7 protein-coding genes are annotated in these 20,369 nt (G+C 61.5%); 3 read left to right on the top strand and 4 right to left on the bottom strand.

The window, feature by feature from the left end; all coding sequences use genetic code 11:
- Positions 1-17: 17 nt before the first annotated feature.
- The 3 genes from ACX3M4_RS27040 to ACX3M4_RS27050 are packed head-to-tail and all read left to right on the top strand — an operon-like array spanning position 18 to position 2,077.
- On the top strand, positions 18-500 hold the full coding sequence (locus ACX3M4_RS27040; RefSeq protein ID WP_459356024.1) for a hypothetical protein: 483 nt from the start codon (positions 18-20) through the stop codon (positions 498-500).
- The gene (locus ACX3M4_RS27045) at positions 501-1,742 is read left to right on the top strand and encodes an HlyD family secretion protein (protein WP_459356025.1); all 1,242 of its coding nucleotides are present in this window, start codon (positions 501-503) and stop codon (positions 1,740-1,742) included.
- Between the two features lie 17 nt (positions 1,743-1,759).
- Positions 1,760-2,077 carry a hypothetical protein gene (locus ACX3M4_RS27050; protein ID WP_459356026.1) on the top strand — a complete coding sequence of 106 codons (318 nt, stop codon included), beginning with the start codon at positions 1,760-1,762 and terminating at the stop codon, positions 2,075-2,077.
- Positions 2,078-2,495: 418 nt separating this feature from the next.
- Here ACX3M4_RS27050 and ACX3M4_RS27055 read toward each other — a convergent pair whose 3' ends face one another.
- The 4 genes from ACX3M4_RS27055 to ACX3M4_RS27070 form a co-directional block, all read right to left on the bottom strand.
- The gene (locus tag ACX3M4_RS27055; protein WP_459356027.1) at positions 2,496-3,680 is read right to left on the bottom strand and encodes a porin; all 1,185 of its coding nucleotides are present in this window, start codon (positions 3,678-3,680) and stop codon (positions 2,496-2,498) included.
- Between the two features lie 188 nt (positions 3,681-3,868).
- Positions 3,869-15,643, bottom strand: a complete 11,775-nt coding sequence (locus ACX3M4_RS27060) for a LysM peptidoglycan-binding domain-containing protein (RefSeq protein WP_459356028.1) — start codon at positions 15,641-15,643, stop codon at positions 3,869-3,871.
- Entirely contained in the window at positions 15,640-19,299 is a 3,660-nt protein-coding gene (locus tag ACX3M4_RS27065) for a hypothetical protein (RefSeq protein WP_459356029.1), read from the bottom strand. Before ACX3M4_RS27065 ends, ACX3M4_RS27060 begins: the two co-directional genes overlap by 4 nt.
- A gap of 103 nt (positions 19,300-19,402) precedes the next feature.
- Complete coding sequence (locus ACX3M4_RS27070) at positions 19,403-20,119, bottom strand: hypothetical protein (RefSeq protein ID WP_459356030.1); 717 nt, start codon at positions 20,117-20,119, stop codon at positions 19,403-19,405.
- Between the last annotated feature and the right edge of the window lie 250 nt (positions 20,120-20,369).

The raw sequence follows: 20,369 nt of genomic DNA on the forward strand, positions 1-20,369 counted from the left end.
CTGGTTGGGAGTATCGAATGAGCGAAGGAATTCACGAACTGGCTCCACATCATGTTCCCGGATTTCTGCCGTCAGCCGACGGCAGCGATCCGCTGATGACGGTCACGATCGTATTTCTTGTCGGCCTCGTGATTTTACTTGGAAATTTCTATCTGTATCTGCATTCGCTGCCGGAGAGAATGTCACACAAGCAGGGGCACATACAGTTTGAGGTTGTCGCGATCCTGTGTCTGCTGGCTCTTTTCACCCACAATCAGATTTTCTGGGTCGCGGCGCTTCTGCTGGCCTTTGTCACAATTCCGGATTTCAGAACACCTATCGAATCCATTGCCGGTTCGCTCGGAAAACTCGCCGAAGGACAATCCCGATCTGGCGTTGGAGAACGTGCTTCTAAGTCCGAGACACCCCCGGAACCTGAGGAAATAGACCCGGCGTCATCTGAACGAGAGACAGATGATGAAAAGTTCGCCGAAACGTCAACTGGGTCGAAGGCCGTTTAAATGTTTGAATTTTTGTTCTGTTCCCTACTGACGATCCTGCCCGATTACCTGTACCGCCGGTATGGTCAAGGCAAGCGCATCGGTTATGAAATAACGATCTATTCCGTCTGGTACGAACTGAGATACGGCATCGTCACCTGCCTCATGCTGACGGTATCCCTCATTACCCTGATCTTCTATTTTCACCCGACATCGCAAAGCGCGGTCGCTGCCTTCCGGACGATCACCATTCTGCCCGAGGGATCGGGGCGTGTCACCGAGACCTACATCCCGATCGGCCTGGAAACAGAGGTCAAGGAAGGCGACCCGCTTTTCAAGCTGGACAGCAATCGCGAGGAAGCCGCCGTTGAGACGGCCGAGCAGCAGATAGTTGAAATCAAGGGACAAATGTCCCTGGCTGAAAATGAACTGTCCATCGCGGTTGCGCAGGTTGAACAATCCACCGCCGATCTGAAACAGGCGCAGGATGAACTCGATACCAGGCAGGAACTTTTCGACCGGAACGCCAACGTTGTTTCCGAACGGGACATCGAAAAGCTGCAGAACGAAGTCGACGCGCGGTCGGCAGCCCTGCAGGCAGCCGAAGCGAACAAGGACCTGATCGAGACCAAGATCAACGTCTCCCTGCCGGCGCAGCTCAAGACCGCGGAAGCCCGTCTTGCATCGGCCGAAGTCGAACTTGCCAAGATGACGGTTTACGCAGGCGTCGACGGCACCGTAACGCAATTCGTCCTGCGTCCCGGCGACGTCGTGAACCGCTTCATGCGCCCCGCGGGCATCCTGATCCCGGCCGATGCGCAGCGGGAACGTATCGTCGCCGGCTTTGGCCAGATTGAAGCCCAGGTCCTGAAGCCCGGAATGGTCGGCGAGGCTTTCTGCGGCGCGGTTCCGTTCACGGTTATTCCGCTGGTGATTACGGATGTCCAGGACCAGATTGCTTCCGGGCAGGTCAATGCAAGCGGAGAACTCTTCGATGCGACCCAATCGGATCAGTCCGCCACGATCACGACCGTGCTCGAACCGCTTTATCCGGATGGATTGAAGGACTTGCCTCCCGGCGCGGTTTGCATCGTCAACGCCTATACGAACAACCACGACCGTTTGAATTCGGGAGAACCTATCGGAACACTTAAGTTCGTTGCGCTTCATGTGATCGACACCGTGGGTCTCGTTCATGCGCTTATTCTTCGCATGCAGGCTGTGCTCTATCCCATCCAGACACTTGTCCTCACCGGGCACTGAACAGAGGGAGACGGACCATGAGGAAAACAAATTTGCTCGACGGCGGACATGTCGATGCGCCGGCCGGGGACGATAGTCTGATGGCGTTGCCGCATGTCCTCCTCGACCTGCCGGGCAACCCGGCATCGATTGAAAATCTTTGCAGGTCGAGCGATGTCTTCCGGGACATTTGCGAGGATTATTGCCACTTCCGGATCATACTGAACTCGATCGAGGAGAAGGCGGAAGGCATGCTCTCGAGGGAAGTCGAGCGGTACCAGTCGTTTGTCGATAACGCGGCATCTCATATCCTGAACGCAATCGACGTCGCCGATCCCAACGAGAACGTTTCATGATTAGATTGAACCAGACCGGCCGGACCCTTCGGGTTCACGTTCGGCGGACGCTCGCCTTGTCGTGCCGCTCGCCCATAACCCCGCCATGGGCTTCACGACCCTTCGCGCAGTCCTCTCGCCTGACGACAAACAGAAGGCTCCAAGCTAATAGTTAAACGCTTTAGGATCCTCCCTATTCCAATTTCGGGAAATGAAGTGCCGTAGCCGGAATTGCTCCCGAAGGTGGTGCCTCGGATTGATTGTGTGACCACGGACCGGTTGTCCTTCGAAGCAACCGGACGAATAAAAACCCCAGGCCGATGGCCCGGGGTTCAGTCAGTTCGCTTTGCGAAAAAGTGGATTCCGATTTTACGCAAAAAGACGTGCGCCAAAAAGGAGATAAAGCGTGTCGCGTGAATTCAAATGAACGCGACACGCTTTAGAAAGTGCGCTGCATCCGGAAGGTGCCGTAGAGCTCGTAGCCATCGCTCAAGCCGGAGGAGCTGCTGAAATCGACGTCGCGATACTGGATTTCCGGGCCCATTATGAAACCTTCCACCGGTTCCCAGACCACGTTGGCGGTCGCGGACCATTGGGTGAAGTCATAAGCTGCAGTACCACCTTCGACTGTATGGTAACCGCCCTCGATGTTGGTTTGGATCGTGTCCGTCAGACCGAGGTTGACGCCGCCGAAGATATTGAGGGTCTTTGTTGTCTCGGTGCTGGTGCCGTTCCAGACGGCGTCCGTGATGCGGCTGTTCCAGCCCGTCGAGCCATAACCGCTTGCGCCGTCCGTATAGACGGCTTGCAGTGCAACGCTGCCGCCCTGTGCAAGGCCACCGAACTTGACTTCCACGCCCGCGCCGATTGCCCAGCCGAGTTCGTCCTCGCCGTTGCCGGTGACGCCGTTATAGGCCGCGTTCGGGTAAACCTGGTGCAGGGCGCCCATGATCTGCGCCTTGCCCCAGCCCTGGCTGACGTCCAGAGCGGCGATGAAGTCCGGCATGCGGGTGCCGCCATAACCGACGGTGCCGCCGTTTAGGCCGACGCTGGTTGCGCGTCCGGCATTGTCTTCAACTGCCAGTGTCGTGCTGAAGCCGTTGCCGAAGGCGAAGGTGTAGGCGGCCTGGTTGATTTTCCGGTCCGAATAACTCTCGATCTGTGCATCGAAGGCATAACCGGTGAAGAAGTCGAAATTAGATCCGTTGCGGCCTGCCAGCAGACCGCCCCACTGAATATAGGCCCGTTCCAGGGTTGGCGAGGAGGTGTCGTTTGTCTGGGTGATGTAGGATTCGATATAGGCACGCAGCGTTCCGAATTCCGTCGCCGTGCGTGCATCGAGGAAAAGATATCCGCGCGAGCGCCACTGGTAGCCATCGCTGTCCCTGTCACCCCAGGCATTCTCCGCCTCGCCGAAATTGCGAACGCGGAATTCGGTGCGCACACGGCCACCGACGCGCAGGCAGGTCTCAGTCCCGGGAATGTAGTAGAAGCGGGCGCCGTAGGCATCGCAGATGCGAACATAATCGACAGGCTCGGGTGCGACCGGCAGGTCGGCGGCAGAAGCAGAGCCAGCCGCCGCGACTAGCGCGGCGAACGTACCGAGTTTAGCAAGGCGGGACATTTGACATGCTCCAGGGTGGGAAAACTTTAACTCAGTTTTCCCTGCTTCGCCCCGATATGCAATTTTGAATTGACGTATATTGTGACCTATAGCCAATTTCCGTTGCGTCTGTTGCAGGATTGCCGCGCACGAAGGGTCTCTCCTTCCGCCTCAGTTCCTCCATTGCGGGCTGCATGTGCCAATGCCGCTTAGTTGAGATTCGGCAGCGGCGGCACGATGTCGTCGACGTTCAGTTCAAGCTTCATCAGATTCAGAAGCGGCATCGGCTCCTTGGTCAGGTTCGACATGATCGTCAGGTTGAAGGACAGAAGGCCGTTTTGCCGCGAGGGCGCATAGGCCTGCGACCAGTCCTGGATCGCCGCGCTGAGCGTCTTCACCAGATCGGCGATTGGTGGCGGCGTGCCGCCCGCAGTTCCCGGCACCGTCACCTGCATCGGAGGAAGCACGGCGACGGGGATCGTCACCGCCATGCCGTTGAGACCGCTGGTGAAGGCAAAGGAATAAGCGACGTCGAACTGAATGGTCGTGACGCCCTTGAAGCCGCCCTCGAAGAGCGCGGTGAAAAGTGCGGTCAACTGCGCGTCGAGCGATCGCTGCGCCTGGCCGCCGCCGGGCGAGCCCAGCGTTGCAATGTCGACCGGCTGGGCCGTGGAGATCGTCGGGTGGTACGGATTGCCGAAGGACACCGACGGCGTCTGATAGACGAACGGCGTGTTGATCTTGCCGCCCACATCCTCGTTCTGGGTGAGGTAGATGACCGAGATCGCATCCTGCTGATCGAGGATCTGCAGGCCCGGAAGCAGAACCTTGCGTGCGGCGATGCCCTGCAGCACAGCTCCTTCGGCCCACGCGCCTTCGCCGTTCTGATAGGCGTAGGCATAGATGCCCTTGGCCTCATCGGTCAGTGCCGGGACGAGGATCTGCGTGTAGTCTTCGATCCTGACTTCGGGGTCTCCGGTGAGTTCGGCCGGCGGGGCGCCGTCCATGGAGGTGAGCGTCACCACCCAGGCGGTCACGTCGTCGCCGCCGGACTTGAAGGTCTCCGTGTTCTCCTCGATGTAGAACTTGTAACTGCCGGTCGATGTCAGTGCCCGTTTGCCGGAGACCATCTTCAGGCTGCCGGCATTGCCGCCTTCCGCAGCCTGGCCGGTGCCGGACGCCTGCGTGGTGATGTCGGTCGCCATCTTGAGGAAGGCTCCAAGCGCCAGTGCAGCGTCGTCGATCTTCTTCTGGTCCGTCGTGGCGGCGCTGATCTGGGGCACATTCGCGTTGATCAGTTCGACCATTGCCTGCTGACTGACGATGAACTGGGCAAGGCCCTGGAAGGCATCGGTGAGCGCTTTGAGCCTGGCACTGCCGCTGTCCATGACGTTGTAGAGCACGGTCGCGTAGACGCGGTCCTGCGGATAGTGGAAATCCAGGCTGTAGGTCAGGCCATAGCTCCACTGGGTGAGGTCGGAGAGTTTTGCGGCCGCCGGATGGGTCGGAACCCCGGTCTGGGCTTCCATTCGTGGCGTCGACGGGAACCCGCGCAGCAGGATCGGCACCTTGAACGACCCGAGCTCGCCGGCGAGCGGTGCGAAGGCATCGTCCACCGGCGACAGCCAGCTGGACGCATAATAGTTGCCTTCGACCCCGGGCACCGCCGCGATCTGATGCTCGAGGGCCGCACCCGCATAGCGCAGGTCCAGGTCGATCTCGTCGACGACCGTGCCGTCGACCTTGAGCACCTGCGGCGCCTGCAGCAGGAAGGTAATCGGCTGGTTGGCGCCGTCCGCAAGCGGCATCTTGGGTGAAGTCAGCGTGACCAGGCTGGCCAGCTTCTGCGGATCGCTCACCCATTGCAGATTGCCGTAGAGCTGCGGTGTCTTCTCGTCCGGATTCTGGGGGATCCGGGCCGACACGTCGGCGCCGAAGCTGACGGCAGCGCGGGTGGTGTAGAGGTTCGACAGGCGCTCCAGCAGGCTCTGCCGAAGAGCTTCGCGCGCGGAGGCAAGCCGGGTGCCCGGCTGGCCCTGGTAGACCTCCGCCATCAGGTTCGAGGCGACGCCGGCGAGCATTTCCTTCTGTTCGGTCAGAGCCTTCAGGAAGCTGTCGACGTTAACTGGCTTGTTGCTCGCGCGAGCATCGATCACCAAGATCGAGGAAGAGTATTCCGGCGACAGGATCGTGTCGAAGAAAGCGAAGAACTCCTTCACCCAGCTGTCCGCATCGATCCCTGAGAACGCCTTGGCTGCAGGCTTGGTGGTGAACGTGTTCGTCGCCGGATCGTAGTCCTGAAGCGCACTATATGGATAGATGTCGACCGTCCGCGTGATCAGCGTGTTCGACACGGGTTCGGGCGCAAAGATCTCCGGCTTGCCGGGATCCGCCACGGTGAAGCCGATGCCGGTGTCCGATCCGGCCTGTCCCAGGCGAACCGCCCAGACGGCGGCCTGGGTCACGCCTGCGCCGGTGGCGTAGCGGTTTGTACCGGTGGCAACCGTGAGTGTGTTCTGGCCCTGGACCGAGAGCGTTTCCCTCAAGGCCTCGGCAAAGCTCGCCAGGACGTTGCCGTCCCCGGGGAGGCCATCCACCGCAGAGCCGACATCGGCAAGCGGGGCAACCGTGCTCCGGGCGGTGCGGACACCCGGAATGGCTGCGAAATCGCCTTCGGCGACGCCGCTTGTTCTTGTCAGGATCAGGTCGAGACCCAGCTCGAAGACTTCGGCAGCGGGCACTTTGGATTTCTTGTCCTGAACGGTCATCGTGAAGGCTGTCTTGCCGTCGAACTTGTCAACAGGGCTTGGCCCGGTCTGCGTGGTCAGGAAGCTCTGGATTGCCGTCAGCCAGGCTGCCAGCGTCGCTGCGTTCGAGGCAGGCAGGATCTGTGCCTCGGGCACCGGAACGGGGTCGGGCAGCAGCGTGGTTTCGACACTGAAGCCGAGGCCGCTCGGATCGGCGATCTGGTTCAGGATCGACGTCACCGTCTGCAGGCCGGCCCGCGCCTTCGCCTTCCACCCGTCCGACTTGTCGTTGACGTCGGGCAGATAGGGTTGCGGGTCGAAGGAAGCCTCGACCGTGATGACGAAATCGTCGCTTACAGGACTGGTGTCGCCGACCGTCCAGTGGGTGCTGATCGAGGGCCACTGCGCGACGCCGATCACCAGGTCGGTGTAACCGGTGAGGCTGGCCCTGCCGTTCAGCTTGCCCGCGGCAGTCGTGGTCTCGTCGATGTCGGAAACCATCTTGTTGCCGAAAACGTCGTTCCAGCCGAATTCAAGCTGCAGCAAGCGGCCGTTGGCATCGTAGGGATTGTCGCCGGCAGGACGCGACTTGGCGAGATCGACATAGGGGACAGATGTCTCGTAGACCAGATCGTCCTCGGGCGTCATCTCGCGGGCGAAGCGGATCTTGTCGTTGGTCTGCTGTGTCGTCTGGCCCTGCTGGGACAGCGGCAGGCCGAGGTTCGAGGCTTCGAAATCGGCGTTCGCCGCGACCCGGTAGGCCAGTAGCGTATAGTCGTTCAGAAGGTAGCTGGAGGCATAGTCCGGGTTCTTCGGATCGTCCGGAATAGCCGGCAGACCGTCGCGGAGAGCCGTGACCGGCTGTGCTCCCGGCGCCTGCGACCCGTGCTGGGCCAGGGGCCCGGTCATCAGCGAGACCTGCCCACCGGAAGCCAGGAGATCCGGAACTGCCGCATTGCTGCCTGCAAGGGCGAGCGTCGAGGTTCCGTAGTAGTCGGCGATTGACTGCAGCGTGGTGCCGCCGGGCGAGGTGCCGACGTTGCGGTCGACGCCGGGCAGGCGGATCGCCGTTCCGACGGGCAGGCCGTCCGTCCAGTACGCCGCCGGAATGCGCGGGTTGGCGTCCTTGATATCCTGCTCTGTCATCGCGAAATAGCTGGCGATCTGACTGAGGCTGCCGCCAGGGGCCGATCCGTCATAAGGAACCTGGTAGACCGCATTGGCCAGTTTCAGGACAGCTCCCGCGGTCAGGCCGATCGGGGTCTGCGTGGTCTCGAGCAGCGATACAAGGGTCGAGTTGTAGCGCCCGACGATGCCGCTGAGGCTTTCGCCGCCGGAGACCTGATGGCTGAGAAGGGTGCTCTTGGTCTTGGCCACCACATTGGTTTCGGACGTGTCGATCGGATCGCCCGTCGCAACCGCATTCATCCAGGGCTGCAGGCGCACGCCGGGCTGGTACTGGACGATCAGGTTCAGCTCTGCCTCGCCCTTGTCGTTGAATGCCTCGTCCGGCAGGCCGTCCTTGCTGGCGTCGTCGTAATAATAGAGGAAGAAGCCACCGTTCCGGGTGATGCTTGCTTCCCACAAGAGACGGATCAGGTCCGTCGGCTTGTTCAGAAGGTTGGCCGGTGCCGGCGCTGCAAACGCCTGTGTGCCGACACCTGCGGGCGGACGTGTCGTGGTCGAGAGGTTCGACTGGGAGATCCCGAAACTGACGGCCGGTCCCACTTCGGCGCGCAGGACTTCCCCTGTGCTCTCGCTGGCGGTCTGGAAGCCGACGGCGAGGGAGGCGAAGGCACTGTCCTCGGTGACATACTGTACGATCCGCTCGAGGATCACGGTATCCTCGGCGCTGGCGCCGGTGATTTCGTATGTGTTCTTCTGCGCGTCAGACGCCTGCGCGCCTCCGGGCAGTTTCTTGACCACGAAGCGTATGCTGGAGGCCCAGCCGAAAACCTGCATGTCGGCATCGACTGGCAACCCGGTCGCCTGGTCCGTCGTGACTGTCTGCAGCGTAAAGGCAGGGCTCGGCTGATTGAGCAGACTGCTCTGGTCGGTTCCGAGCGACGACAGGCTGACCATGGACGCCGGCAACGGCCAGATCCGCGGTACCGCATCGTCCAGGACCGGCCCGTTCGGGAACGGCACCGGCGCCAGGCTCTGCCAGAGGATCGACGACGACAGCGGATAGCGTGCAGGTTCCTGGCCCGCCTTGGCCGAGGCCGCAATGCTTCTTGGGCCTGCGGCAAGAACGCTGTTGCGGCAATAAGTGTCGATGGCCTTCAGCCGCTGATAGTTCTCGTCTCCGTCCGGTTGCTTGTCGTCTGGCGGAGTGATCACGAACGAAAGCTCCGACACGCCGCCGGCAAACGACATCCAGGGAACGGACCCCTGGTCTGTCAGGGTGAGGGACAGCGGGCTCGCCGGCAGCACCTCGATGCCGATCTGCTGTCCCGTCAGGGCATAGAGCCCGGCAAAGTCCGGCAGGGTCAGTGTGCCGTTGTCGTCGGTCACCCACATGCCCTGTTGCTTCGGGGTGATCTTCTCGGTCGGGAGCCTCAGCCCGTGCAGATAGTAGCGTGAGCTCATGCCCGAGAGGTGGCTGATGGCGCCGGTGCGCTGGGCCTCGGCGAGGAGAACGCTGACCGGGAACTGCGGCAGGTAAACGAGGTCCAGCACCGTGTCCGCGCCCGCCTCGAAGAGGCCCGCGACATCGCCGTTTGCGGTTCCGACCGGGTTCTGGATGTCACCCCTCGGGACGCCGGCAAGATCCTGCACGGTGAGCCCGTGCCCGGCTGCGACGCTGGCGAGCGTATCGCCGGACGTGACCGTATATCCGTGCGGGGGCAAGGTCAGCGCGCTGAGCGGCAGCAAAAGGTCGGCGCGCGTCAGTATGTCGGTTCCGGCCAGCATTTCGGCGACGGTCGCTGTCATCCGCAGGGCCAGTTTGCTCAGGGTTTCTGCGCCGGAGGTCACATAGGTCTCACCCTTGTAGGCGATCGGGACGCCTGCCACGAGAATACCGGCCACCGAGGCATTGCCGGTGGCAAGGTCGCTTGCGCTGTAGCTCTGTCCGCCGGCAAGCGAGGTGAAGCTGTCGCCGCTGGCAACGCCCACCTGGACGAAGGGCAGCTGCAGCACCTTGCCCTCGGTCAGGGCAGCGGTCTCGTTCCCCTTGAAGAGGTCGTAGAGCGAGAACGGCTGGCCGAGCTTGTCGAGGTCGCCCGTCGTGTTGACCCACGAAACGATGTCGTTCGGCTTGGCGCCGGCGTCGAGCGGATATTTATAGTCGCGCAGCCCCTCGCGCATTGCCTGCAGCATCTGCCGCATGACCAGCACGAAATAGTCGCCCTGGATGAAATTGGCGACCGACACATCCGCGGTGCCGAGAACGGTGGCCTCCTCGACAGGATTTTCCTCCTGCTGGACCTGTACGGCGAGCTGATCGAAATAGTCCCGCAGCCAGGTGATGAAGTCGGGATCGACGGCGTTGTAGTCGCCGAACGTATAGTCGAGAGCGGGCTGGGTGCCTATCTTGGGGGCCTTCACGCCGAGGCCCATCGGCATCGGGAAATAGGCTGCCTGGGCCGCACCGTCTTCCGTCGGCAGACTGACGGTCATCTTGAACTGGCCACCCAGAAACGTCTCGACATCCGCCGCGGTGATCGGCATCGGATTGCTGGCGCTGTTGCTGAGCGCTTCGATGAGCCCTGCAATATCGATGTCGTTGACCTGGATCGCATCGACCTGGTCGACGGTGACATTCGCTGACTGGATCGAGGCGATTGCCCAGCGGGCAACCATCTTGGCGAGCAGATCGAAGGAGGTGTCCCCGGCAGCGCCGAAGGCACGCAGCATGTTGGTGAGATCGCCCTCCTGGGCCGCGCCCGGCCCCTCGATGAAGAGGCTGGCAATATAGGCCGGGAACTGCTGCGAGGGGTCCGGCTTGCCGGGGGCAGAATACGCCCGGTCGCCCGCCACGGTCAGGCCGAAGCCCGCAAACGCGGTCAGAGGCGAGCGGTCGCCTTCCGGCCGGGGCTCCAGCCGCGACCAGTAAAGCCGTAGCCCGTCCGCCCTGAAGACGTTGTGCGAGCGCATGTTCATGCGTTCGGCGAACGGTGCCAGCAGACGCCCGCCGTCAGTGCTCTTTGTGACCTGCCAGGGGGCATCCTTGGGGTTCTGCAGATAGCCGATCTCGAAGGTTTCGGTGATCTTCAGCGCGAAGCTGAAGCTGAGATGGATCTTGAAGAGACCCAGATTGATGGTGACGCTGGCGCTGGCAGTCACCTCTGCCGACACAGTCACGGGGATCGGTTCATAGGAAGCCAGCGTGATCTGGACATAGACCTTCAGGCGCACGTCGACGGAGGCCTTGACAACCACGAAGTCGACGGTGCCGTAGATGTGTCCGAGGACACCGAAAGTGCCCCGCAGCCAGAAGAAATATTCGCCGGAAAGCGCCAGGGCCCCGCCGCCGCCGGTGGAGACCTTGTCGTAAGGGTTCCACTTGGCGAAGATCCCCTCGATGATCCCGAAGACGGTGATGCTGAAACCGGCCTTCAGGATGCCGTAGTCGATCGACTTGCCGAGACCCATCTGCGCCCCGAACCCGAAGACGATGTTGGGGTTGAAGAAGCCGTTGGTCGCCTTGGGCAACTGGTCGACCGCCACCGCCGGCAGCTTGCCGAAATAGAAGCCGCCCGACCCGAGAACCGGGATGCCCGGCGGGATGATCGCCTCGACGGAGAACGAGCGCGAGAAGTCCTCGTTCCACGGAAAGCCGATGTCGAATTTGAAATCGCCGTTGGTGTAGATCTCGACCCCGAATGTCGGCAGGGTGATCGTCACCGCGCCGACATCGATGCGCCGCATGATCGTCGGCAGCACGATTTCTGCGGAGAACACGCCCAGGCCTTCGCTCAGCTTCCGGTACATGATCTGGAAATCGAGCCCGGCGAAGATCTTGGCAGCTGGGGCGTCCTTGTCGAGCGCGATGCGAAGTGCGTAGAGCGTCGGATCGGTAAAGACGATCTGCAGCGTGAAAGTGTATTTGGCGCCGCTTTCCTCCGTCACCAGGACGGTGAGGGTGTTGTCGTCCTTCTTTGTGCTTTCGACCTTCAGGATCCCGAAATCGGTGCCGAACATCCAGTTGTTGGTCGCATCGAAACCGACATTGGGCGGTTCGCCGTCCTTGGGAACCGGCAGCTGGCCCAGGATCTCGATGGCCTTGGGAACGGACGCCGCCTGCTGCAGTCCGTCGACCTTAATATGCTGGCCTGCCGCAAGCAGGCGCAGGTCGAGGTATTTGTTGCCTCCGCCGGGAGGCGCCGGCGTTTCGCTCGGATTGGCGGCATTCCAGCCAAGTTGGTCGGAACTGTTTGTGCCGGCCTCGTCCGCGGAGACGAAATCCATCCAGGGGAAACTTCCCTTGAGCGTGACATTCACGCCCTTGTTCGCGCCCGTCGGCTCGTACTTGATGCCGAAGCTGTCTATCCGCGCGAAGATCAGGTCGATCGGACCGATTTCGATATCGAACTGGACGGTGTTGTTCTTGAAGTTCCAGATCAGCTTGAAATTGGACAGTTTGATCTTGTTGAGCAGGTTCCACGGGGCGCCAAGGCCGAATTTCGACCCCGTCAGCCAGGAGATGAAGGTCTCGACCATCGCGCCCAGCGTAGTGCCTTCGGTGAAGGTCATCGTCGCCGTGTCGGTCGAACTGTCGATCTCGCCGTGCAGAATGCCCCAGTAGAAGCCGTAGAGGCGTTTGTCGGGCGCGTAGTTGAAATAGAGCTGCAGCTCGATGTTGTTCCAGAGAATGTCGGCGGTCACGACGCCGTATTTGCCGTCCTGGGCCGCAAGCCTGTCCGAATTCCGGGCCGCTCCGATCAGGGGCACGATGGCTCCGGCGTCGTTCAGGACGGGCACCAGCGCACGGCTGCCCATGCGGGCGAACATCCGGGCCGTCTGCTCGACCTGTCCCTGCCCGAACCGGCCGGTGATCACGGTCTCGAAACTGTCGCCCAGGGGCGTGTCCCACACGCGGATCGAGCCGCCGACCATGTATGAGGTCGCCTTGGAGGGGTCGGCGCCTTTCTCGGGTGTCTGGATGCTGAACGCCAGGTCGGTGATGTCCAGGTTCGGCAGTCCCGCTACCCACCAGGTATCGCCGAGATAGGCCTCGATGATCTGCTTGACTCGGATCGGCTGGTCGCCCTGCTTGCCGCTGAAGAACCAGACCCCCTTCTCGCGATAGGCCGCGGTGATGCTGAACGGCACCGCCAGATCCGTGCCGGTGTCGGTCTTGAAATCCAGCTGCGTGTTGGCGGTGAGGGAGCCGGTGACCGCGGTCTGCTTCGCGGTCTCGCCTTGCTGGCCCTCGACGATCAGGAAGACGTCGGTCAGAGCGAAGCTGGCAATTCCGAGGCTGAGCTTCCAGACATCGGCATCCATGGTCAGGCCGCCGCTGACCTTGTAGATGGTCGCAGCGCCCTTTTCGCCGGGGGTGACCGCCATGTCGAAGGCGGAGACGACGGCAGCCAGATTGATGGTGTAGTTGTCGGGCAGGAAGAACGTCACAAGGTCGCCGACCGGAATGGGCGGGCCGCCGTCCTTCAGACCAGCGGTCACGGTCAGGTTCGGGTAGCTGACGGTGACGTTCACGCTACCGCCGGCGGACCCGATCACCACGTTGGTCGATGCCTGCCAGGTGATTTTCCGGGCGCCTGTCGGCTCGACAAGGCCGATGTCGAATGCCAGGTTGCTCAGCTCAAGCTTGCCGAAAAGTGGCCATGGCTTGTTGTTTTCCAGCGTCAGCTGGAAGCTGTTGATCTGGCTGGCCTTGAAATCGTAGCCGAACTTCAGCTTTCGCAATTCGATATTGGCCACCGAAGAAATCTGCGGCGGCAAAGTCGTCATGAAGTTCAGGCCGCCGAGCAGCTTGAAAAGGGAATCGAGCGAAGGCGGATTGGTCGAAAAGTCGCCGTCGATGACGACCTTGCCATCGGCCGAACTGGGGAAGGCGAGATCGAAGGACACCGGATTGCCGCCGATTTCGATCTTCGACGAGATGGTGCCATGCATGCGGTTGTCGTTGCCGGGGATCGTCGCATCGACCTCAAGGCTGTCCAGTTTGAACCATTGCACGCCCGCGAGCGAGACTTCGCCGACGGTGAGCGAAAAGGCGGTGTCGATATCCTTGCCGTTGGCATTCATCGTGAAGATGACGGACGTCTCCAGCGGAATGCCGAGGAAGTCCTGCGTGCGGCCCGTGACGGTGATCTTGTCGTGCGAAGCGGGATAGGTGACCTGCACCGGAGAGGTGGGAGAGCCGATGTTGAAGTCCGTGCCCTCGATCACGGCCGTCAGGAAGTCGGCAAAGGGCCCGTTCGGGATGACCGTCGGGATCAGCGCCAGGACGCCCTTGCTGATGGCGTTTTCAATCTGTGCATAAAGCTTGTCGAGTGGGGTGTCGCCCTCTTGAAGGGCCGTCGCGGCCAGCAGCCGCAAGGCATGGTCCTGTCCGCCGACGTCTTCCACCAGGGTCGTGACCAGGAAGACCAGGGCCTGCAGAAGCTTGTCGTTGGCGCTGGTGCCGTAGAACCGTTCGATCTCGCTGAAATAGGTGCCGAACCCGTCGGCTCCCTGTGTCATCTGGCCGATCACACCAGCCAGCGCGACAACGAGATCGCCTTTCTTCGATCCTCCCGAAAAATCGTAATAGCCCAGCTGGATATTGTCGTAAGTGAGCTTTTCCAGCTGCGCCGCTTTGGAGCTGATGATCGATGCCCGATCTTCCGATCCGTTGCCGAAAGCGGACGGATAGGACTTGGCCTTCTGGGTGTTCAGCTTGAAGAACGGCTTGCCGAGGTTGAGCGCAAGATTGGCCGTGCCCTGTCCCTCGAACATGAACGGAATGCCGGCGATCGAATAGAGATAGTTGAAGGCATCCTGAGGCATCAGCGGCGCACCGATGACCAGAACGTCATTGCCGGTCAGGGTTGCCAGGAGTTTTGTCAGGTCCTCCGGCGCCATGGTCCGGGCGACATGGATCCGTCCCTTTTGGCCGGTTTGCGCGTTCGGCTGGACCAGGCCGTTCTGGTAGCACCATGACTGGACGTTGAAGAGTGTCTCGTCGAACTCTTCCTCATAGGAAACGAACCCGAAGCCGAAATCATCTTCGCCGCCCGATTCCTCGCTGCTTTCGCTTTCGGACGACGGCGGGGTCGGCTTGACCGGTTGCTCGCCAGCAAGAGGATAAAACGAGGAAATCCTCTGCCAGGTGGTTTCCATCAGATCGCTTAGCACCACGATCACGACCGGGGCGTTTCCGATCGTGCCTTGTGACTGAGCTATCGCGTTGGCGGTAACGTACTGGAAGGCGATGTTGGTCGCGGTGCCGATAACCGGATTGCCAAGCGGCTTGTCATAGAGGCCGTAGACCGGTGCCATCGTGATCTTTTTCGCCGCCACTTGTTCGGAAAGGATCTTGGCGACGGCGATGCTGTTGAGGTTGGTGAGCTCTTTCGGGATCTGGAGGAGCTCGGTCCAGTCCGGCACGGGAGGCTGCGCCATTGCAAAGGCGCGGTAGGTGTAGAGCGCTTTCTGGAGACTTTCCTGCTGAGGCAGGATGATCGACTCGCTCGCTCCCTTGGGAAGGATGAGGCTGCGGGGATTGTCGACCGTGTTGACGACCTCCCACATATAGGGCTGGACCTGAAGATAGAAGTCGACCTTGAAGACGTCGGCGAGGTTGGGATCTGCCTCGCTCTTCATCTCCGCGCCGCCGTTGATGCAAAGGGGAAGCTGATCCACCAGACCGTCCACCTTGCGCCCGCCATTCTCAGAATAGGCGAAGAAGGTGATCACGGTGCTGGGCCCCAGCTGGTAGGGCTGCGGGTTTGCCGGGTTGAGGCCGGGCAGAAGAACGGCAAGCTTCTGCAGGACGGTCAGATCCTCCATACCGCTGGTGTCGTAGATCAGCTCGATATTGTTGGTAAACCCGAGCTGAAGCATGCGCTTCATCAGGTTCACCGTGTTGGCCTGATTGCCGAAACCCTTGGCGTTGTAGACGAAGTACCTGAGTTTCCTCGCGCCGATCCAGGTCCGCAGCCGCACCAGTCCTTCCGCCGAAAGATTGGTATTGGTGCTTTCTGCGGAAGACGCGAAATCCTGGATCAGGTCGGCAAGCGAACGGCCGTCGGCAAGGACGCCGAAACCGGGTTTCGGAATAACGTTCATGGGTTCGACTCCCCGGTTCCGGCGGCATCCAGTTTCTTTTGCGGCTCGTTGTTGTAGGCCGCGTACCAGCCCAGGCCCGTCTTGCGGCCGGCAGCCGGATCGGCATCGCCGAACAGGTAGAAGGCGGTGCTGCCGTTGGGCGGCAGTTTCAACAGCCCCATGAACTTGATGGCGATCTCGTTCAGAAGGAGCATGAATTGCTTGTCGGTCGTGCCCGCAAGGGCAACCCGCGGCACCAGCGGCCGCAGCGTTGCCGGGTGCAGCAGGGCCGCGTTGGACTTGTCCTCGTAAAGCAGCTGGATCGTCCCGTAGGACATCGCGAGCACGTTCTGCAGGCTGATAAGCGGTGCGCCGTTCGAGGTCCCCGGCATGTTCAGCCCGGTGCTTGCACGGTAGTTGATGACGTTGTTGACGTCCGGCCCCGCGGTGCTGTCAGGCGCCCAGGCAAGCAGGAGATAGGCGTTGAGGCCGAGTTTTCCTGCCAGCTCGCCGGCAGTTCCCAGGTTCAGCCGGAACTTCAACCCGTTCCAGGACTTGCCCAGGCCGCCCATGCGGGCGTTGGTGACGACATTGAGATACCCGAGCGCTGCCGGGCTTTCGCCATCCGCAGGCCCGCTGACAAGGCCCTCCAGATCCAGCGAGAGCGCTTCGTAAAGACTGCCGGCACGCGGCGTGCTGGCCTGGATGTTGAACCCGATCTGGCTGCTGTCGAAGGCGATGACCCGGTTCTTGACCACAGCCGGAGGCGCGTCCGGATCCGGTGTGTCGAAGGACATGTCCAGGGCGAGATTGGAGAAGCTGAGCCCCGTTCGCGGCTCTTCCTTGCCCGTATCGCTGCCGAAGGAGTAGTAGTCGACCGGCACGTCGTCGATGGTCTTCATCACGTGGAAACCGAGAAACCCGTTCAGCGTGAACCGGATCTGGGTGGTGGGTGGTCCCGCCGCGATCGTCAGCATCTCCGCCGAGACGAATTCGACTTTTTCCAGGACGTTGTTGGTCATGTTGTAGATGAAGTCGCCGGCCGTCTTCATGCCGTAGGTCGGCTTGTCGTCATTGTCCTGGAACGTGCCGGCGAGGACGACGGAGTTATAGGGATTGCCGCCGGTTCCCATGCTGGTCACCAGGCTGCCGAACAGCCGGTTCATGGTCAGCTGGGTGTAGCTGGAGAAGGTCTTGACCGCCGTGTTCTCGAACAGGACCTTCAGCGTCAGGGTGATGAAGTCGTAGTCTTCCGACGGCTGAGGCACGACCGGCTGCACCGGCTCGCCCGCCTTGGGAGGCAGATAGGCGCTGTCTTCGTAATAGATCAATCCGTAGACGGAGCTCTGTCCGTCGATCTTGATCCCGCCCGACTTGGGTTCGCTCTTGATCTGGCTGATCTTGACCGCGAAATGATGCGCATAATAGCGGTCCACATCGCGCACGCCGGCGGATATGCCGGCAAGGTCGGAGGGAGGGCTGACGATCTTGGCCCGGAGGACGATGACGCCGGTCCAGGTCTCGTCCTGGGCGATGCGGTTGAAGGCCTCGAAACTCTCCTTGTCCGGCTGGCTCAGCGCGTCCTCGAAATAGTCCTGCAGCCACTGCGACAGGTTGATCAGTTGCGAGGGGTCCGGCGTGTCGTTGCCCTCTGTCGTCGGCGCAGCGAACACATCGGCCGACGTCCATTTCGAGGGGTTGGCGACGAGGTTTTCGTCCTTCGGAAGAGTTGGATCGTAAAGCTTGCCGCGTTTGCCCTTGACGATCATCACGTTGGCATAGTCGCCGAATTGCGGCGACTGGCCGATATTGGCGCCGAGTGTCCAGCCGCCGATATTGAGCCGGTTCTCGAAGCTGCCGCCAGTGCGCAGGAGGTGCTTGTCGTTGGCGACGACGAGAAAGAGCTGGTTGGTCTGAAACGCGCTCTGCAGCTCCTCGCTCGGCAACTCGAAAGCCATCTGGCTGGCTTCGGGCGTGGTGATCTGGCCCAGCAGGATTTCCTGCCAGTCGGCACTGCCGCTCTTGGTGTCGATCGTTGCGATCTGGCCCGACGGGGTGGTGAAGCGGGTATTGCCGTCCCCCGTGCCGGAGGCCGCAAGCCCTTCGAAACATGGCTTGCCGGACGCGTGCGCACGGGCGGACAGCACCGCGCCGCCACCCGGCAGGCCGATCTTGCTGCGCCGGGTGGGGCCAACGATCATGCTCTCGAAATCGCGGCTCTTTTCCTGATCGAAGCCGAGCTGCGAGCCCGACGGTGCGAAACCGGCATAAGGAACCATCGGAAAGACGGTGCTGCCGTCACCGGGCAGCTTCTGGCCGGGATCGACATGGCCCAGCACGGCATTCTGCTTGGCCCAGACATAGGGATCGTAGCCGAACAGCGCCGCGCCATCCGGCTGGGCGGCATAGGTCGCGTCACTGGACGAAGGCGGCATGACGGCAACCCAGGACGTGGTGTAGTCGTCCTTGAGCAGGATCCGGTTGTCGGTCTGCGGCCCGGTCGGCGAAGCGACAATCGGTGGGAAGACGTCCGTATAGGCAGGCTTGTAGGGAAAAAAGCGCAAACGCGCGGCGGCGTCCGCGGCGGTTCCGGGCAGGACCGAGATGAATTCGGCGCCGGAAAGGCCGCACAGCAGTTCGGCCGTTGATCCGTTCGGACCGGGACGCGTGTCGATCACGAAATCGCCGAAGGGTCCGGCGTGGAAATCCTCGGTGGTGTCGGAGACCCGCTGACCGACCGAGAAGATGAACCCGGCAGCTGCAAGGCCCGGCCCGATTGCATCGAGACCGACCGGATAAAGGGTCACGGGGTCGCCGTTGACCGTCCGGTAGTAAGAGCGCAGCAGCGTCCTCGACCGGTCGATATTCGTGCCCGTGAACCAGAGACCGGACCGGGGTGCGCCGGCGGGCGTTCCGTTCAGCGGGGTGACGGTGTTCAGCGTGTCGGCAAGGTCGAAGCGGGCCGAAAAGCCGATCAGGTCGGCGCCGTTTTCGGTCTCCGCCAGCGGCAGCCATTCCGAAGACAGGCCGGTGACCGTGTCGTCATCGCTGGAGATGAAATGGAACCCCCAGTTCCACTGGTCGTTCAACGACCGGCGCTCGATATAGGGGAGGAAGGAGAGGCATCCGCGTGTCGATCCGTCGAAGCCGATCTCGCCGGTGGTCGCGTCACGCATGGTCGGCGCGTCGTCACCGGCAAAGCCGATGCCGCTGCCGCTGCCGCCTGTAAGTTGCAGGGTGGTGCCGTCCAGGGACAGCTTCATGCCGTTGGCCACCGAAAGCGACATCGCCGAGACGACAAGTCCGTTGACCAGACCGGAGGCGAGAGAACTGCCGTCGCCGGCGAGCCCCAGAAACGGCACCTGGTCCTGGTCGGTCAGGCTGCCGGGGTCGGCAATCCAGACGATGCCGCGGCTGGCAGGTGCGCGGGCGACCAGGGACCAGATCCTGCCCGCGAATATCTCCTGCGCGGCTGCATCGCCGATGTCGAGGGACTTCGGCGAAAACAGGAAGATGCCGCCAAGCGAGGCGGTCGTGAGTGCCTGCTCGATCGTGAAAGTGTCGTCGGTGGACTTGGCATGCTCGCCCAGCAGAAACGCCGCGGCGCCGACGGCACCGGAGTTGCCCGCGAGATAGTAGGACGGAAACCCGTCGGGCGAGCGGGTGAAGAACGCCATGGATGCCCCTTCCGAGTTGAAATCCCGGCAAGACTTCCCCGTGCTCCGGGGAGGCCCCGGAGCCGGCAAAGTCAAGCATTGTGCCGCGCTGCCGCGGCGCGTGTCAGACGGTGAAAGTGCTTGTGGCGGCCAGTGCCGTCTGCTTCAGGTTCGACGGATTTGAATCGTAGCCCGAAGCGAAAAGACCGATTGCGTAGGTCGTGCCGCGCAGGATCTTGATGTTGTTGAACGACACGGTCCCGGAGGAGTTCGACCCGGTGACCGGTGCAAACCATTTCGGCGCCTGCGTATAGGAAACGGTCTGGCCTTCCCAGACGCCGATGAAGGATTTCGCCTTTTCAGGATTGAACCCGGCGAGCATGTCGAAATTCGTTACCAGCGACGTCGCGCCGAATGTCTGCATGGCGACGCTCGGGCTGAAGACGTCTCCCTGCTGCTCGGACCCCGATCCGCCGCTGGAGCTGCCCAGCGCCGGAATGAAGACCGTGGCAACCACGTTGGGATATAGCCAGTTCGCGTCGCCCTTCGGCCCGACGGAATATCCGATCAGGTAGGACAGCGTCGTCACATCGAGATCGGTGAAGGAGGCATCGCCGCTCGGAGTGTTGTTGCCGATGGACTGCGACTGCCCCGCTGAAGACCAGGGCACCTGGTTTCCGGACTGCCAGATCCACAGGGCATTGCCGTAGCTGTTGGGCTGGTTGCCGTTCGGCGTATCGAAACTGACACTGATCTGCTTGGCGCTGACATTGGTCGTGTTGACGCGAACAGTCTGCGGCGCAGGACCCTGAAACAGCCTGCTTACGGGGGAATCTGCCATGCTCAATCTCCTCCTCAAAACGCAATGCTCCGTTACCGGCCCGCAATTGCGGGCCCGCTTGGGTGCATCCGGCACTGCAAATTCCATCAATCTGGATGCCCGGAATTTGCTGAATTTTTGCTTGTATATGAAAACTCTACACTAATCGATTGTTCTTTCAATAGTGGTGCTGCCATTTTTTTGCAACTTTTCCATGCGTTACCTGCCCTTGCGGAAGTCGGCGGACTACGCAGCCGCTGATTGCATAATC

This window comes from Roseibium sp. M-1 (genome assembly GCF_054515675.1).

Excerpts from the sequence above, each read along its gene's own strand:
- ACX3M4_RS27040 (WP_459356024.1), top strand. The coding sequence starts at position 18 with ATGAGCGAAGGAATTCACGAACTGGCTCCACATCATGTTCCCGGATTT.
- ACX3M4_RS27045 (WP_459356025.1), top strand. The coding sequence starts at position 501 with ATGTTTGAATTTTTGTTCTGTTCCCTACTGACGATCCTGCCCGATTAC.
- ACX3M4_RS27050 (WP_459356026.1), top strand. The coding sequence starts at position 1,760 with ATGAGGAAAACAAATTTGCTCGACGGCGGACATGTCGATGCGCCGGCC.
- ACX3M4_RS27055 (WP_459356027.1), bottom strand. The coding sequence starts at position 3,680 with ATGTCCCGCCTTGCTAAACTCGGTACGTTCGCCGCGCTAGTCGCGGCG.
- ACX3M4_RS27060 (WP_459356028.1), bottom strand. The coding sequence starts at position 15,643 with ATGAACGTTATTCCGAAACCCGGTTTCGGCGTCCTTGCCGACGGCCGT.
- ACX3M4_RS27065 (WP_459356029.1), bottom strand. The coding sequence starts at position 19,299 with ATGGCGTTCTTCACCCGCTCGCCCGACGGGTTTCCGTCCTACTATCTC.
- ACX3M4_RS27070 (WP_459356030.1), bottom strand. The coding sequence starts at position 20,119 with ATGGCAGATTCCCCCGTAAGCAGGCTGTTTCAGGGTCCTGCGCCGCAG.